This window comes from Streptomyces sp. NPDC047525, from assembly GCF_040643025.1.
GTDB classification, from domain to species: Bacteria; Actinomycetota; Actinomycetes; order Streptomycetales; family Streptomycetaceae; genus Streptomyces; species Streptomyces durmitorensis.
This window is the reverse complement of sequence record NZ_JBEYTL010000010.1, coordinates 97,631-112,120: the sequence shown is the minus strand read 5'-3', so window position 1 is coordinate 112,120 and position 14,490 is coordinate 97,631. Positions and strand designations below refer to the sequence as shown.

14 protein-coding genes are annotated in these 14,490 nt (G+C 70.7%); 11 read left to right on the top strand and 3 right to left on the bottom strand.

Translation table 11 applies throughout. From position 1 onward, the window contains the following. Positions 1 to 49 precede the first annotated feature (49 nt). The 4 genes from ABZ833_RS28540 to ABZ833_RS28525 all read left to right on the top strand — a co-directional run bounded on the left by ABZ833_RS28540 (position 50) and on the right by ABZ833_RS28525 (position 2,710). Positions 50 to 430, top strand: coding sequence for a cell division protein SepF (locus ABZ833_RS28540; protein WP_249587197.1), 381 nt, complete (start codon positions 50 to 52; stop codon positions 428 to 430). A gap of 87 nt (positions 431 to 517) precedes the next feature. Beyond that, a complete protein-coding gene (locus tag ABZ833_RS28535; protein ID WP_361052069.1) occupies positions 518 to 1,684 on the top strand; it encodes an ATP-binding protein in 1,167 nt (388 codons plus the stop codon). Beyond that, complete coding sequence (locus ABZ833_RS28530; RefSeq protein ID WP_361052066.1) at positions 1,681 to 2,004, top strand: nucleotide pyrophosphohydrolase; 324 nt, start codon at positions 1,681 to 1,683, stop codon at positions 2,002 to 2,004. The genes ABZ833_RS28535 and ABZ833_RS28530 overlap by 4 nt, the downstream gene beginning before the upstream one ends. 220 nt (positions 2,005 to 2,224) lie before the next feature. Continuing rightward, complete coding sequence (locus ABZ833_RS28525) at positions 2,225 to 2,710, top strand: DUF6099 family protein (protein WP_361052406.1); 486 nt, start codon at positions 2,225 to 2,227, stop codon at positions 2,708 to 2,710. A 65-nt stretch (positions 2,711 to 2,775) separates the two neighbouring features. Here the strand turns inward: ABZ833_RS28525 and ABZ833_RS28520 are convergent, their stop codons facing one another. After that, positions 2,776 to 2,994 carry a hypothetical protein gene (locus ABZ833_RS28520; RefSeq protein ID WP_361052063.1) on the bottom strand — a complete coding sequence of 73 codons (219 nt, stop codon included), beginning with the start codon at positions 2,992 to 2,994 and terminating at the stop codon, positions 2,776 to 2,778. A gap of 273 nt (positions 2,995 to 3,267) precedes the next feature. After that, the gene (locus tag ABZ833_RS28515; RefSeq protein WP_249587193.1) at positions 3,268 to 4,191 is read right to left on the bottom strand and encodes an LLM class F420-dependent oxidoreductase; all 924 of its coding nucleotides are present in this window, start codon (positions 4,189 to 4,191) and stop codon (positions 3,268 to 3,270) included. Positions 4,192 to 4,369: 178 nt separating this feature from the next. Here ABZ833_RS28515 and ABZ833_RS28510 point away from each other — a divergent pair, with 178 nt between their 5' ends. The 6 genes from ABZ833_RS28510 to ABZ833_RS28485 all read left to right on the top strand — a co-directional run bounded on the left by ABZ833_RS28510 (position 4,370) and on the right by ABZ833_RS28485 (position 12,977). Next, positions 4,370 to 4,819 carry a cold shock domain-containing protein gene (locus ABZ833_RS28510; protein ID WP_361052060.1) on the top strand — a complete coding sequence of 150 codons (450 nt, stop codon included), beginning with the start codon at positions 4,370 to 4,372 and terminating at the stop codon, positions 4,817 to 4,819. Positions 4,820 to 4,953: 134 nt separating this feature from the next. Beyond that, positions 4,954 to 6,453, top strand: coding sequence for a 3' terminal RNA ribose 2'-O-methyltransferase Hen1 (locus ABZ833_RS28505; RefSeq protein WP_361052057.1), 1,500 nt, complete (start codon positions 4,954 to 4,956; stop codon positions 6,451 to 6,453). Next, on the top strand, positions 6,450 to 9,068 hold the full coding sequence (locus ABZ833_RS28500) for a polynucleotide kinase-phosphatase (RefSeq protein ID WP_361052054.1): 2,619 nt from the start codon (positions 6,450 to 6,452) through the stop codon (positions 9,066 to 9,068). Before ABZ833_RS28505 ends, ABZ833_RS28500 begins: the two co-directional genes overlap by 4 nt. Before the next feature lie 44 nt (positions 9,069 to 9,112). Continuing rightward, positions 9,113 to 10,339, top strand: a complete 1,227-nt coding sequence (locus ABZ833_RS28495) for an arginine deiminase (protein WP_361052051.1) — start codon at positions 9,113 to 9,115, stop codon at positions 10,337 to 10,339. A 69-nt stretch (positions 10,340 to 10,408) separates the two neighbouring features. Beyond that, entirely contained in the window at positions 10,409 to 11,407 is a 999-nt protein-coding gene (argF, locus tag ABZ833_RS28490; protein WP_361052048.1) for an ornithine carbamoyltransferase, read from the top strand. A gap of 118 nt (positions 11,408 to 11,525) precedes the next feature. Next, positions 11,526 to 12,977, top strand: a complete 1,452-nt coding sequence (locus ABZ833_RS28485; protein ID WP_361052045.1) for an amino acid permease — start codon at positions 11,526 to 11,528, stop codon at positions 12,975 to 12,977. Here ABZ833_RS28485 and ABZ833_RS28480 read toward each other — a convergent pair. Beyond that, positions 12,958 to 13,389 (bottom strand): ATP-binding protein, encoded by a 432-nt coding sequence (locus ABZ833_RS28480; protein ID WP_361052403.1) that lies wholly within the window; start codon positions 13,387 to 13,389, stop codon positions 12,958 to 12,960. The two genes, ABZ833_RS28485 and ABZ833_RS28480, sit on opposite strands and share 20 nt — an antisense overlap. Before the next feature lie 272 nt (positions 13,390 to 13,661). On the opposite strand from ABZ833_RS28480, the gene ABZ833_RS28475 reads away from it, so the two are divergent. After that, complete coding sequence (locus ABZ833_RS28475; protein ID WP_361052042.1) at positions 13,662 to 14,489, top strand: enoyl-CoA hydratase family protein; 828 nt, start codon at positions 13,662 to 13,664, stop codon at positions 14,487 to 14,489. The last annotated feature ends 1 nt before the right edge of the window (position 14,490 follow it).

The window sequence follows — 14,490 nt, the reverse complement described above, 5'->3', positions numbered from 1 at the left end:
AGAATGAGCCAGTGCAGATATCGAGTGCGAGCCAGGACGGGGTGGAGCGTTGAACAGCCACGACGTCACCGATGAACAGTGGGAAGGGCTCGCCCAGGTCGTACCGCTGCGCAGCCGCAACGAATGGCCGTCGTGGCCCGGACACCGCGCGATGCCCGACGCGGAGACCGAGGCGCGGCGGCGTTTTGTGGTGATGCGGGTGAACATCTTCGCGGACGCCCGCGAGGTCGCCGAGACCGTGATGGCGCAGATTCCGGTCCTGCTCGACCTGACGGGGGCTGAGACGGAAGTCGCCAAGCGCGTCCTGGACTTCAGCAGCGGCGTGGTCCTCGGACTCGGCTGCGGGATGCACCGGGTCGACAAGAACGTCTTCCTGCTCGCACCGCCCGGCACCGAGGTGCAGGGGCTCGTGGAGGCGGCTCAGTCGTAGGCGAGTCTTCGCGGGGAATCCCTCATTCGTAGGAAGGTCACTCGGGCGGAACGGTTCACCAGATGCGTGGACGCCTAACGTCCGGGCATGACTGTGCACCTCCCGGAGGCGGTCGCCGAGCCGCCGTCGGGCCCGGACCGGAGCCGCGTCACCGAGCTGCGGCTCTCGGCTTACGCCGCCCACCGGGGCTCCGTGTTCCCGCTCGGTCCGCTGACCCTCCTCACGGGGCCGAGCGGAAGCGGCAAGTCCACCGCGCTCGCCGCGTACGAGGCGCTGGCGCGGCTCGGGTCGGGCGAGGAACTCGTCGATGTCTTCGCCGACCCCGTGGCCTGCGTGCCCGAGCTCGCACGGGGCGACGGCCAGCAGCGGCGCGGCTTCCGGATCGGCTGCACGGTGGACGGTCCCGTCGGGACGGTGCGGCTCGACGTCGCCGTACAGGCAGAGCCCGAACTGCGCGTCGTGGGCGAGCGGCTGACCTGGGGCGGGCTCACCCTGCTCGAGACGGCGCTGCGCGATCCGGGGCGGCGCGCGGTGCAGGCGGCCTGGCACACGGCGGGCATGACGCCGGTGACGCGCGGCCCCCTGCCGGACGACCGGCTCGGTACGGCGCTGCTCCCGCTGCGTGTCGCGGGCAAGACCGAGGGGCAGCGCCTGGTGCTCGCGGCGGCCGAGCAGGTGGTGGTCGCGCTGCGCTCGGTGTTCCCGTGCGCGCCACGCCCCGGCCTCATGCGGCTGCCCGTACCCCCTGGACTGATCGGCTCGGGCCGCCTGTTGAGCAGTTGCGACAACCTCGCCGAGGTCCTTCTCCGTACGAGGGAGGAGTGCGGCAAGCGTCATGAGCGGCTGGTGGCCGCGGTGCGGGCCGGGTGCGCGGGGCCGGTCGCCGACGTGCTCGCGGAGGTGGCCGACGACGGGTCGGTCCAGGCGGTCATCGACCGGGGCGGCGGGATCAGGTCACCCGTCGGGCGGCTCGGGGACGGCGAGCTGAGGTATCTGGCGCTCGCCCTGGTGCTGCTCACCGGTCCCGGCGTCCTTGAGGTGGACCCGGTGGCCGAGGTGCCGTCGGCCTACCAGAACCTCACCGTGCTCGCCGACGGCCTCGACGACTTCCTGGACCCGCGGCAGAAGCGCGCGATCGCCGAACTGGCGGCGCACACCTGCGAGCGCGGGCACATCCGCCTCGTCGGGACGGTGAGTGACGCCTCGTGGGCCGCTGAAGTGGGCGGCGCCGCGGTGGTAGACCTGGGGCCGTGACTGAACTTGATGTGGCGGGACTGCAGCAGCGACTGGCCGACTTCGCGGCGGAGCGGGACTGGGAGCAGTACCACACGCCCAAGAACCTGGCCGCCGCGCTCAGTGTGGAGGCCTCCGAACTGGTCGAGATCTTCCAGTGGCTGACGCCCGACCAGTCGGCACGGGTGATGGACGACCCGGAATCGGCGCACCGCGTGACGGACGAGGTCGCCGACGTGCTCGCTTATCTGCTCCAGTTCTGCGAGGTGCTCGGCATCGACGCGCTCGCGGCGCTCGCCGCGAAGATCGACCGGAACGAGCGGCGCTTTCCGCCGAAGTAGTCATCGCCAGTGCGTAGTTGACCGTGCTCCCTTCCGCTGACGGTCCTCCCCTCGTAGATCCGTCACTCTCCGGAGTGGACGCGTTGTCCACAGTCGATAACTTGTCCACAGATTTCCGAGTTGCTCTGGCTTTTCGTCCGACTGGCACTCACTCTGGGTAGTGGGTCAGGGAGTTCGGGCGAACGTGCGGCGGATGCGCGCGGGATGGGTGGGGGTGCGCATGGAGGCGTTGCGGCTCATCGAAGCGAGCAGACACGCTCTGGCGCGGAGCCAGGAACCGTCGCACATCGTGGCCGAGGTGTGGCAGTCCCAGGCCCTCGCGCAGGCGATCGGCAGTCGGCTCGCGATCGCGGGGCCGCCGGAGTTGCGGGGTGAGGCGCTCGGTCTGAGCGAGGTCGGCGGCAGGGGCTGCGGGGTCATCGGCGCCACCCCGGGCCTGGGGACGGAGGGCATCCGGGCGGCACGGCTGACGGGCATCGGCCAGGCGCGCGAGGTGCTGCGGGGGCTCGATGAGCTGCTCGGCGAGGTGGGCATCGCGCTCGTCGGCGTGGCCATGGGCGCGGACGACGAGGGGGTGTACTGGCAGTGCATGGAAGGGATCGACGCCGCCGACGAGTCGAGAGACCGGGTGCTCGAGATGCTGCGCAGACTCGCGGTGCGCGAACAGAGCCTGCCCGAGCCCGACTCGGCGGCGGGGTCGCCATGATCCGGCGTCGTGCCGGGGGCCGCGGACGGCCGGGTGGCACAGGTGCCGGGGGAGTGCCGGTGCCGTCAGGAGCGGGTGGGCTCGTCGCCTGCGGGGGGACGAGGGGCGGGGTGCGTGGTGTCGCCGGCCGACGTGGACTGCTGCAGGTCCGCGTCGAGCTGGGTCAGATCCGCGTTCAGCGCGGCCATCAGCTCCTCCATCTGCTGGAGCAGGCCTGGCGGGCCCTGCTCGGGCACGGACGTTTCGCGCGCGGCCTCCTGCTCGGGTACGGCTTCCTGGGACATGACGGCCTCCTCGGCCCTCGCCCTCCCGGTGGTGGAGGGCAGCTGATGCAAGCGACGCACCAGCAGGGGCCGCCGGTGCGGGTGCCGGGCGGTCCGGCTCCGCCCGAGCCAACGATCACTTGCGGCGGCGGGTCACTGGGGCGGAGCCGTGCCGGGTGCCGGGTTGACGGAAGTTCACCCGGCCGGGGCCGCGCGGGACCGGCGGGACCGGCGGAGTTGACGGGAGTGCGCTCGGGGTCGACTCCACCGGCCGCGGCGGCGGTCGCGTTGCCGTCAGGTCAGCTGCGGCATGACCTGCGAGGAGATCAGTTCCAGGTGGTCCAGGTCGTCCAGATCGAGGATCTGGAGGTACATGCGCTGCGAGCCGACGGCCTGGTAGGCGGCGATCCGCTCGACGACCTCCGCGGGGGAGCCGGCGAGCCCGTTCGCCTTCAGGTCCTCCACCTCGCGCCCGATCGCGTCGGCGCGGCGCTTCACCTCGGCGTCCGTCTTGCCGACGCAGGCCACCAGGGCGTTGGAGTAAGTGAGGTCGTCCGCCTTGCGGCCGTGCTCGTCGGCGGCGGCGCGCACGCGCTTGAACTGCTGCTCGGTATCGGAAAGAGAGGCAAAGGGAATGTTGAACTCGCTGGCGTAGCGGGCCGCCAGGGCGGGCGTCCGCTTGGCGCCGTGGCCGCCGATGAGGACGGGCACCTTGGACTGCGCGGGCTTGGGAAGGGCGGGGGATTCGGAGAGCTGGTAGTAGGTGCCGTCGAAGGTGAAGTGTTCCCCGACCGGGGTCTCCCACAGGCCCGTGACAATGGCGAGCTGCTCCTCCAGGCGTCCGAACTTCTCCTTCGGGAAGGGAATTCCGTACGCGGAGTGCTCCGCCTCGTACCACCCGGAGCCGAGCCCGAGCTCGATGCGGCCGCCCGACATCTGGTCGACCTGCGCGACCTGGATCGCCAGGACGCCGGGCAGCCGGAACGTGCCCGCGGTCATCAGGGTGCCGAGCCGGATCCGCCGGGTCTCACGGGCCAGTCCCGCGAGGGTGATCCAGGCGTCCGTGGGTCCGGGGAGACCGTCGGAGGAGCCCATGACGAGATAGTGGTCGGAGCGGAAGAAGGCGGAGTAGCCGAGGTCCTCGGTGGCCTTGGCGACGCGCAGGAGCGTCTCGTAGGTCGCGCCCTGCTGCGGTTCGGTGAAGATTCGAAGGTCCATGCAGCCATCTTGCCCGGATGCCGGATCCACTTTCAGTCCCGCACAGGCCGTGTTGCAGGCGCCCGCCCGCGGGACGCGATGAGCAACTCACCCCCACGACGCCCCGGTCCGGGGGTTAGGCTTCGGCACTGGCTGTCCGGGCGAGGGGCCCGGAGACGGTGTTGGGGTTGGGGTCGAGATGGTCGCTGGCAGGGTTGTGCGGTTCGACGGCGCGCGGGGTTATGGGTTCATCGCCCCGGAGACAGGTGGGGAAGACGTGTTCCTGCACGCCAACGACCTGCTGATCCCGGAGCCCTTGGTGCACACGGGCGCGCGGGTCGAGTTCGAGATCGAGGAGGGCGAGCGCGGACCCAAGGCGTCGTCCGTCCGTCTTCCCCAGGGGGCACAGGCACCGACGGCACCGCCGTTCGCAGGACGGGCCCAGGTGCCGCCGTCGATCCAGGGGTCCGCCGCCGGGTTCGACGACGGCGACGAGCCCACCTGCGATGTGCTCAGCGTCGCGGAGTACTCGTTCGAGGTGACCGAGCTGCTGCTCGCCGCGGCCGGGTGGATGACCGGTGAGCAGATCACGCAGCTTCGCGAACACCTGGTGCAGCACGGCAGGAGCCACGGCTGGGTGGAGGGCTGAGGGACGGCACGGGGGCTTCGGGGGAGCGGGAAAAACCCCTGAGTGCGTCCGTGATGTTCGCTGTACGGTCTAGAGGCGCGCTGGAGCCGCAACCGTAAGTTTCCGCAGTTCAGATTGCGTTTCGAGGCATACCCGTGTTCCTGACGATCAGTACCTCCGGTACCCCTGAGAGCCCCGCGACCGACCTCGGGTTCCTGCTGCACAAGCATCCCGAGAAGGCGCAGGCGTTCTCCACCTCCTACGGCACCGCGCACGTCCTCTACCCCGAGGCGTCCGTGGAGCGCTGCACCGCCGCGCTGCTGCTCGAGGTGGATCCCGTGGCGCTGGTGAAGCGGGGCAAGGGCAAGGGGCGGGGCGGGGCGCCCGACGCGGCCCTCGCGCAGTACGTGAACGACCGGCCCTACGCGGCGTCGTCACTGCTCGCCGTGGCGCTGAGCGCGGTGTTCTCCAGCGCGATGCGCGACGTGTGCACCGCGCGGCCCGAGCGTGCGGGGCAGCCGCTGCCGCTGCGGATCGAGGTGCCCGCGCTGCCCGCGCGCGGCGGCGCCGATCTCGTGCGCAAGCTGTTCGAGCCGCTGGGCTGGACGGTCACGGTGACACGGATCCCGCTGGACGAGCAGTTCCCGGAATGGGGCGACTCGCGGTACGTCCATCTCGTACTCGACGTGCCGGACGGGAAGTTGACCCTGGGTGAGGCACTCCGGCACCTCTATGTCCTGCTCCCCGTGCTCGACGACGCCAAGCACTACTGGGTCTCGCCGGACGAGGTCGACAAGCTGCTGCGCGCCGGTGAGGGCTGGCTCGCGGACCACCCGGAGCAGAAGCTCATCACCAGCCGCTATCTCGCGCGGCGCTGGTCGCTGACCCAGGAGGCCATGCAGCGGCTCGAACTGGTGCGGCTCGCCGACGCGGACGACACGGATGTCGACGACATCGACAACGCGGTCGGCGAGGAGAGCGACGATGCCGAATCCGATGAGGGCCCGGACAAGTCCGTACCGCTCGCCGTGCTGCGGCGTGAGGCGATCCTCGCGGCGCTGACCGGCGCCGGGGCCGGGCGCGTGCTCGATCTCGGGTGCGGGCAGGGTCAGTTGGTGCAGGCGCTGCTCAAGGACACGCGGTTCACCGAGATAGCCGGTGTCGACGTGTCGATGCGGGCGCTGACCATCGCCTCGCGGCGGCTGAAGCTCGACCGCATGGGCGAGCGGCAGGCTGATCGCGTCAAGCTCTTCCAGGGCTCGCTCGCCTACACCGACAAGCGGCTCAAGGGGTACGACGCCGCCGTGCTCAGCGAGGTCATCGAGCACCTCGACGAGGAGCGGCTGCCCGCCCTGGAGTACGCGGTGTTCGGCTCGGCGCGGCCGCGCACCGTGCTCGTGACGACGCCGAACGTCGAGTACAACGTCCGCTGGGAGACGCTCCCCGCCGGGCATGTCCGGCACGGCGACCACCGGTTCGAGTGGACGCGCGAGGAGTTCAGTGGCTGGGCCCGCCAGGTGGCCGAACGGCACGGCTATGACGTGGAGTTCGTACCCGTCGGGGACGACGACCCCGAGGTGGGGCCGCCGACCCAGATGGCCGTGTTCACGCAGAACGGCAACGACGAGAAGGCGAAGGGAGTGAAGGCGGCATGACGAAGAACGACCCGAACAGCGAGCGCACCGAGCACACCGAGCTCACCGAGTACGACCGCGCGAGCGGGCCGGAGGGCGACGTGCGCCCCCGCGGACGCGTGCTGCCCGTCACCGACCTCTCCCTCGTCGTCCTCGTCGGCGCCACCGGATCCGGCAAGTCCACCTTCGGGCGCAGGCACTTCAAGCCCACCGAGGTGCTCTCCAGCGACTTCTGCCGCGGCCTCGTCGCCGACGACGAGAACGACCAGGGCGCGAGCGGTGACGCCTTCGACGTGCTGCACTACATCGCGGGCAAGCGCCTCGCCGCGGGCCGCCGCACCGTCGTCGACGCGACCAACGTGCAGAGCGAGAGCCGTAAGCAGCTGATCGACCTTGCCAGGCAGCATGACGTGCTGCCCATCGCCATCGTCCTTGACGTGCCCGAGGAGGTCTGCGCCGCACGCAACGCCGAGCGCGCCGACCGGGCCGGCATGCCCCGCCGCGTCATCCAGCGCCACCAGCGCGAACTGCGCCGTTCGCTCAAGCACCTGGAGCGCGAGGGATTCAGGAAGGTCCACGTCCTCAAGGGCGTGGAGGAGATCGACGGCGCCACCATCGTCACCGAGAAGCGCTACAACGACCTCTCGCACCTCACGGGCCCCTTCGACATCATCGGCGACATCCACGGCTGCGCCGCCGAGCTGGACACCCTGCTGGGCAAGCTCGGTTACGTCGACGGCGCGCACCCCGAAGGGCGTACGGCCGTCTTCGTGGGCGACCTCGTCGACCGCGGCCCGGACTCCCCGGGCGTGCTGCGCCGCGTGATGTCGATGGTCGGCGACGGCAACGCCCTGTGCGTACCGGGCAATCACGAGAACAAGCTCGGCCGCTATCTCAAGGGCCGCAACGTCCAGCACACCCACGGGCTCGCCGAGACGATCGAGCAGCTGGAGACGGAGAGCGAGGAATTCCGCGCCACCGTAAGGGAGTTCGTGGACGGGCTCGTCTCGCACTATGTGCTCGACGGCGGCAGGCTCGTCGTCTGCCACGCGGGTCTGCCCGAGAAGTACCACGGGCGTACGTCGGGCCGCGTCCGCTCGCACGCGCTGTACGGCGACACGACCGGCGAGACCGACGAGTTCGGCCTGCCCGTGCGCTACCCCTGGGCGGAGGACTACCGCGGCAGCGCCGCCGTGGTCTACGGCCACACCCCCGTGCCCACCGCGAGCTGGCTGAACAACACCATCTGCCTGGACACCGGCGCCGTCTTCGGCGGCAGGCTCACCGCGCTGCGCTGGCCGGAGCGCGAGCTCGTCGACGTACCGGCGGAGCAGGTCTGGTACGAACCGGCCAGGCCGTTGCGCACGGAGGCGCCCGGCGGTCACGACGGGCGGCCGCTCGACCTGAAGGACGTGCACGGCCGCCGCGCCGTGGAGACCGGGCACGCGGGACGCGTCGCCGTGCGCGAGGAGAACGCGGCGGCGGCCCTTGAGGTCATGAGCCGCTTCGCCGTCGACCCGCGGCTCCTTCCGTACCTCCCGCCGACGATGGCGCCGACCGCGACCTCACAGCGCGAGGGCTACCTGGAGCACCCGGCCGAGGCCTTCGCGTCGTACGCCCAGGACGGTGTCGCGCGGGTCGTGTGCGAGGAGAAGCACATGGGTTCGCGCGCCGTGGCCCTGGTGTGCCGCGACGCGGACGTGGCCCGCGAGCGCTTCGGCGTGGACGGGCCGACCGGCTCGCTCTGCACCCGCACGGGCCGTCCGTTCTTCGGCGACGCGGAAGTCACCGAGGAGATACTCGGCCGCGTGCGCACCGCCGTCACCGAGGCGGGCCTGTGGCAGGAGCTCGACACGGACTGGCTGTTGCTCGACGCGGAGTTGATGCCCTGGTCGCTGAAGGCGTCCGGACTGCTCCGCACGCAGTACGCGGCCGTGGGCGCCGCCTCCGGAGCCGTCTTCCCCGGAGCGATCGCCGCCCTGGAAGCGGCGACGGCACGGGGCGTGGACACCGGAGGACTCCTGGCCAAGCAGCGCGAACGCGCCGTGGACGCGGCGGCGTTCACGGACGCCTACCGCCGCTACTGCTGGCCGACCGAAGGACTTGAGGGCGTGCGTCTCGCGCCGTTCCAGATCCTGGCCGTCCAGGGCCGCAGCCTCGCCGCGCTCCCGCATGACGAACAGCTCGCCCTGATCGACCGCATGGTGGAGCACGACGGCACCGGCCTGCTGCAGACCACCCGCAGGCTGTATGTCGAGACCGGCGACGAGGCCTCGGTCCAGGCAGGCGTCGACTGGTGGCTGGAGATGACCAGCCGGGGCGGCGAGGGCATGGTCGTCAAGCCGGTCGAGGCGCTGGTCCGCGACGCGAAGGGCCGGATCGTGCAGCCCGGCATCAAGTGCCGCGGCCGGGAGTACCTCCGGATCATCTACGGCCCGGAGTACACCCGCCCCGACCACCTCGACAAGCTGCGCGGCCGCTTCCTCGGCCACAAGCGCTCGCTCGCGATCCGTGAGTACGCGCTCGGGCTCGAGGCCCTGGACCGCCTCGCGGCGGGCGAGCCGCTGTGGCGGGTCCACGAGGCGGTGTTCGCGGTCCTGGCCCTGGAGTCGGAGCCGGTGGACCCGCGGCTTTAGGCAACAGCGGGCGTCGGCCGCCCGGCAGGGGAAAGATGGACTCCATGGGATTCCATGTCGACTCCGAGGCCGGGCGGCTGCGCCGCGTGATCCTGCACCGTCCTGATCTGGAGCTCAAGCGGCTCACGCCGACCAACAAGGACGCGTTGCTCTTCGACGATGTCCTGTGGGTCCGCCGGGCCCGCCAGGAACACGACGGGTTCGCCGATGTGCTGCGCGACCGCGGGGTGGCCGTCCACCTCTTCGGCGACCTGCTCACCGAGGCCATGGACGTGCCGGGCGCGCGCCTCCTCGTCCTGGACCGCGTCTTCGACGAGAAGGAGTACGGGCCGCTGGCGACGGACCATCTGCGGGCCGCGTTCGAGACGATGCCGTCCGCCGAGCTGGCCGACGCGCTGATCGGCGGGATGACGAAGCGGGAGTTCCTGGAGCACCACCCCGAGCCGACGTCCGTGCGCTTCCACTGCATGGACCTGGACGACTTCCTGCTCGGCCCGCTGCCCAACCACCTCTTCACGCGCGACACCTCGGCGTGGATATACGACGGTGTCTCCATCAACGCGATGCGCTGGCCCGCGCGGCAGCGCGAGACCGTGCACTTCGAGGCGATCTACCGGCACCACCCGCTCTTCCGGGCCGAGGACTTCCACGTCTGGTCCCAGGGGCAGTCGGACTACCCCTCGACCATCGAGGGCGGCGACGTCCTGGTGATCGGCCGGGGCGCGGTCCTCATCGGCATGAGCGAGCGCACCACGCCGCAGGCCGTCGAGATGCTCGCGCACAAGCTCTTCGCGGCGGGCTCCGCGCAGACGATCGTGGCCCTGGACATGCCGAAGAGACGCGCGTTCATGCACCTCGACACGGTCATGACGATGGTCGACGCCGACACCTTCACGCAGTACGCGGGCCTCGGCATGCTCCGTTCGTACACGATCGAGCCGGGCGTCGACGGGCGGGAGCTGAAGGTCACCGACCATCCGCCCGAGCACATGCACCGGGCGATCGCGGCGGCCCTCGGCCTGAACGGGATCCGGGTCCTCACGGCCACCCAGGACGTGCACGCCGCCGAGCGCGAGCAGTGGGACGACGGGTGCAACGTGCTGGCGGTCGAGCCGGGTGTCGTCGTGGCGTACGAAAGGAACTCGACCACGAACACGCATCTGCGCAAGGAGGGCATCGAGGTGATCGAGATCCGCGGGAGCGAGCTGGGGCGCGGCCGGGGCGGTCCGCGGTGCATGAGCTGTCCGGTGCAGCGGGATGCCGTCGACTGAATAGAAATGTGGAGCGTCGTATAGACTTCCAGCATTCCTTGTCCCCGTACACGCCTCTGGAGCGCCATCATGGCCATCGACCTCACCGGCCGCCACTTCCTCAAGGAGCTGGACTTCACCGCCGAGGAGTTCCGCGGCCTGATCGAGCTTGCCGCCGAGCTGAAGGCGGCCAAGAAGGCGGGGACCGAGACGCAGTCGCTGCGGGGCAGGAACATCGCGCTGATCTTCGAGAAGTCCTCCACGCGCACGCGCTGCTCCTTCGAGGTCGCGGCGGCGGACCAGGGTGCGTCGACGACGTACATCGACCCGGCCGGATCCCACATCGGCTCCAAGGAGTCCCCGAAGGACACCGCCCGGGTGCTCGGCCGGATGTTCGACGCCATCGAGTTCCGCGGCGACGCCCAGGCGACGGTCGAGGAGCTCGCCGCCCACGCGGGCGTGCCCGTCTACAACGGCCTGACCGACGACTGGCACCCCACCCAGATGCTCGCCGACGTGCTCACGATGACCGAGCACAGCACGAAGCCCCTCACCGGGATCACCTTCGCCTACCTCGGCGACGCCCGGTTCAACATGGGCAACTCGTACCTGATCACCGCCGCGCTGCTCGGCATGGACGTCCGCATCGTCGCGCCCAAGGCCTATTGGCCCGCCGACGCGATCGTGGCCCAGGCGCGCAAGCTCGCCGAGACCAGCGGTGCGCGGATCACGCTCAGCGAGGACGTGGCCGAGGGCGTCGCGGGCGCCGACTTCGTCGTGACCGACGTCTGGGTCTCCATGGGCGAGCCCAAGGAGGTCTGGGACGAGCGCATAGCGGCGCTCGCGCCGTACGCCGTGACGATGGACGTCCTGCGCGCGACGGGCAACGCCGACGTGAAGTTCCTGCACTGCCTCCCGGCCTTCCACGACCTGGGCACGAAGGTCGGGCGTGAGATCCACGCGCGGCACGGTCTAAGCTCTCTCGAGGTCACCGACGAGGTCTTCGAGTCGGCGCACTCCGTCGTCTTCGACGAGGCGGAGAACCGGCTCCACACGATCAAGGCGATCCTCGTCGCCACGCTCGCCTGAACCCTGAACGCGTTACAGCACGCTCACACTGGTGGGGCCGGGGAACACCATCCCCCGGCCTCGCTTTTTTGCGGCCCACCCCCGTCGCACCCAGCACCACCGAAATGAGAACCACCGCATGCGCTCGACCGGTCCGGCAGGACTCCGCATCAAGTCCCCCGAACTCCTCGTCGCCGAATCGGGCGCCGACCTCGAAGGCCACGGCCTGAAGCGCACCATGGGCCTGTTCCAGCTGGTCTGCTTCGGCGTCGGCGCGATCGTCGGCACCGGCATCTTCGTCGGCCTCTCCGACAGCGTCGCCGAGGCGGGCCCCGCGGTCGCCGTCTCGTACTTCCTGGCCGCCGTCACCTGCATCTTCACCGCCTTCTCGTTCGCCGAGCTGGGCGGGGCGATCCCGGTCTCCGGCAGCTCGTACTCCTTCGCGTACGCCTCGCTCGGCGAGCGCACCGCGTTCCTCGTCGGGTGGTGCCTCCTCCTGGAGTACGGCGTCTCCGTGTCCGCCGTGGCGGTCGGCTGGAGCCAGTACCTGAACGAGCTGCTCGAAAGCCTCACCGGCTGGCACCTGCCCGACGCGCTCTCTTCGGGGCCCGGCGAGGGCGGTGTCGTGAATCTGCCCGCCGTCGTCGTGATCCTGCTCGCCGCGGTGCTGCTCGTGCGCGGCATCCGCGAGAGCGCGCGGGCGACGGCCGCCATGGCCGTCCTCAAGATCGGGATCCTGCTGCTCTTCCTGGCCATCGCGTTCACCGCGTTCAAGGCCGGCAACCTCACCCCCTTCGCGGGCGCCGGAGCCTCCGGGATCACCGCGGGCGCCTCGCTCGCCTTCTTCTCCTTCATCGGCTTCGACGCGATCACCACGGCGGGCGAAGAGGTCAAGAACCCCCGCCGGAACATCCCGATCGCCATCCTGATCTGCATCGGCGTCGCCACGCTCCTGTACGTCGCCGTCGCCCTCGGAGCGATCGGCGCGCTGGGCGCGGACGCGGTCGCCGACAAGCCCGCCGCGCTCTCGCTGGTCGTCAACCAGGTCACCGACTCGACGGTCGGCGGCGGCATCATCGCCTTCGGCGCGGTCGTGGCCATCGCCTCCGTCGTGCTCGCCGTGATGTACGGGCAGACCCGCATCCTGATGTCGATGTCCCGCGACGGGCTCATCCCGCGCGTCTTCGAGCGCGTCTCGCCGAAGACCTCGACGCCGGTGGCCAACACCTGGATCGTCGCGGCGGTCTTCGCCGTCCCCGCCGCCTTCTCGTCGCTGGACGTGGTGGTCAACCTGACGACGATCGGCACGCTGGCGATCATGGTCGCCGTGAACGTCGCGGTGCTCGCGCTGCGCCGCTCGGCCCCGGAGCTGAAGCGCAGTTTCCGGGTGCCGCTCTACCCCGTGACCCCGGTCCTGGGCGTGGGCTTCTGCCTCTACCTGATCTGGGGCACGGGCTGGACGACGTGGGTGCAGTTCACCGTGTTCCTCGTCGTGGGCACCCTGGTGTACGCGCTGTACGGGCGCCGTCACTCGCGGCTCGGTCAGGCGGCCGAAGCCGACGCGGACGCGCCTACGCCGCAGGGAGTGTGAACCAGACCGCCTTGCCGGAGTCGGTGGGGCGGTGACCGCAGGAGGAGCTGAGGGTGCGGATCAGGAGCAGTCCGCGCCCGTGCTCCTGCCAGGGGTCCGGCTCACCGAGCGGCGACGGGTCGGTGAGGTCGCCGGGCGGCAGCGGGTTCGAGTCGTGGACCTCGACCTGGCAGCCGGTCGGCAGGAGCTCGATGACGAGCTCTATCGGGTCGTGCCCCGAGGTGTGCTCCACCGCGTTCGCCACCAGCTCGGCCGTAAGGAGCTCAGCGGTGTCGCTGTCGGCGGACGACTCGATCTCCGTGAGCGCGGTACGCACCAGCGCACGGGCGATCGGTACGGCCGCAGCGGTGTGCGGCAGCGCGATGCGCCACGAGGCGGGAGCGGGAGGTTCGTGCAAGGCGGGTCCGTTCAGGGCAGCAGGAGGTCCTGCTTTCAACCGTACGAATCTTAAGCGCTATGTCGACAGGGCCGACGGTCGGGCATGTCCGGGACGTCCGGCCCTTGGGTGCTCCAGGTGAAAAGACGTGCATTTCGGGATTTCAGTTCCCACAAGGGGCTTGTGGGGCCCGTGGGGATCTGCGGGAGAGGCCGCTCGTATCGCGCACTCGTGACGACAGTCACGGACAGGTGATAACTTCGAGAGGTAGACCGCCGCCGCCCCGACCGAGGAGGCCGCACGTCGTCATGAGTCCCTTCACCGGCTCCGCCCCCCGCACCCCCGACTGGCAGCACCTCCGCTTCGAGGTGGACGACGGGGTCGCCACGGTCACCCTGGACCGCCCCGACAAACTGAACGCGCTCACCTTCGGCGCCTACGCCGACCTGCGCGACCTCCTGGCCGAGCTGTCCCGCGACAAGTCCGTGCGCGCCCTGGTGCTCGGCGGCGAGGGACGCGGCTTCTGCTCGGGCGGTGACGTCGACGAGATCATCGGCGCGACCCTCGGCATGGACACCGCGCAGCTGCTCGACTTCAACCGCATGACGGGACAGGTCGTACGAGCCGTCCGCGAGTGCCCCTTCCCGGTGATCGCCGCCGTGCACGGGGTGGCCGCGGGCGCCGGAGCCGTGCTCGCCCTCGCTGCCGACTTCCGGGTGGCCGACCCCTCGGCGCGGTTCTCCTTCCTCTTCACCCGGGTCGGCCTGTCGGGCGGTGACATGGGGGCCGCGTACCTCCTGCCCCGCGTCGTCGGCCTCGGCCACGCCACCCGGATCCTGATGCTGGGCGATCCGGTGCGCGCCCCCGAGGCCGAACGGATCGGCCTGATCAGCGAGTTGACCGACGAGGGCAAGGCGGCGGAGGCCGCACAGACCCTGGCGCGCCGCCTCGCCGACGGACCCGCCCTCGCGTACGCGCAGACCAAGGCCCTGCTGACCTCCGAGCTCGACATGCCCCTGGCCGCAGCCGTGGAGATGGACGCCGCGACGCAGGCGCTCCTCATGACCGGCGAGGACTACAAGGAATTCCACGCGGCGTTCACGGACAAGCGTCCGCCCAAGTGGCAGGGGCGCTGAC

Excerpts from the sequence above, each read along its gene's own strand:
- ABZ833_RS28535 (WP_361052069.1), top strand. The coding sequence starts at position 518 with ATGACTGTGCACCTCCCGGAGGCGGTCGCCGAGCCGCCGTCGGGCCCG.
- ABZ833_RS28525 (WP_361052406.1), top strand. The coding sequence starts at position 2,225 with ATGGAGGCGTTGCGGCTCATCGAAGCGAGCAGACACGCTCTGGCGCGG.
- ABZ833_RS28520 (WP_361052063.1), bottom strand. The coding sequence starts at position 2,994 with ATGTCCCAGGAAGCCGTACCCGAGCAGGAGGCCGCGCGCGAAACGTCC.
- ABZ833_RS28515 (WP_249587193.1), bottom strand. The coding sequence starts at position 4,191 with ATGGACCTTCGAATCTTCACCGAACCGCAGCAGGGCGCGACCTACGAG.
- ABZ833_RS28510 (WP_361052060.1), top strand. The coding sequence starts at position 4,370 with ATGGTCGCTGGCAGGGTTGTGCGGTTCGACGGCGCGCGGGGTTATGGG.
- ABZ833_RS28500 (WP_361052054.1), top strand. The coding sequence starts at position 6,450 with ATGACGAAGAACGACCCGAACAGCGAGCGCACCGAGCACACCGAGCTC.
- ABZ833_RS28495 (WP_361052051.1), top strand. The coding sequence starts at position 9,113 with ATGGGATTCCATGTCGACTCCGAGGCCGGGCGGCTGCGCCGCGTGATC.
- argF (WP_361052048.1), top strand. The coding sequence starts at position 10,409 with ATGGCCATCGACCTCACCGGCCGCCACTTCCTCAAGGAGCTGGACTTC.
- ABZ833_RS28485 (WP_361052045.1), top strand. The coding sequence starts at position 11,526 with ATGCGCTCGACCGGTCCGGCAGGACTCCGCATCAAGTCCCCCGAACTC.
- ABZ833_RS28475 (WP_361052042.1), top strand. The coding sequence starts at position 13,662 with ATGAGTCCCTTCACCGGCTCCGCCCCCCGCACCCCCGACTGGCAGCAC.